Origin of the sequence: Komagataeibacter intermedius TF2 (genome assembly GCF_000964425.1) — a bacterium.
In the GTDB taxonomy this organism is placed as follows: domain Bacteria; phylum Pseudomonadota; class Alphaproteobacteria; order Acetobacterales; family Acetobacteraceae; genus Komagataeibacter; species Komagataeibacter intermedius.
In genome coordinates this window covers 1-574 of the sequence record NZ_BANF01000583.1, presented here as the reverse complement: position 1 = coordinate 574, position 574 = coordinate 1, and the positions used below count along the sequence as shown (strand labels likewise).

Below are 574 nucleotides of genomic sequence, written 5' to 3'. Positions count from 1 at the left end.
CGCTGGTCGAAGCTTGGGGTGTGGCAGCGCCTCTTTGAAAAGGTAAGAGGCGCGGACCCGGAATTGGGCATGGTCTTTCTCGATGGCACGACGATCCGTGCCCATCACAGGGCGGCCGGGGCCGCTAAAAAGGGGGATACAGGGAACGCCGCAGAGATCGTGAGGCGCTTGGCCGCTCACGTGGAGGCTTTGGCACCAAGGTCTGTGTAGCTGCGGATGGACATGGTAAGGCATTGTCCTTCACACTGTCGCCCGGACAGGCACATGAACTGCCATCCGCTTATGCCCTGCTCGACGACCTGCCACACCCACCGACCTATGTTGTTTGTGATCGCGGATATGCTTCGCATAAATTCCGTGAATATCTCTGGGACCGGGGATCTCGTCCTGTTATCCCGCCAAGGAAGAATGATCCAGAAGTCGCTTGTCCCAAATGGGCTTACAGGCACCGACACCTGGTCGAAAACCTGTGGGCAAGGCTCAAGGAGTGGCGGGCTGTCGCGACCCGATATGAGAAAACCGCGGCATCTTTCCTCTCTGTCATCCTCATCGCGGCTACAGCAGACTATATCAA

1 pseudogene is annotated in these 574 nt (G+C 57.7%); it reads left to right on the top strand.

Features of this window, described 5'->3' with window-relative positions:
* Nucleotides 1-574 (top strand): annotated as a pseudogene (locus tag B7449_RS18610) (IS5 family transposase); the annotation flags it as partial.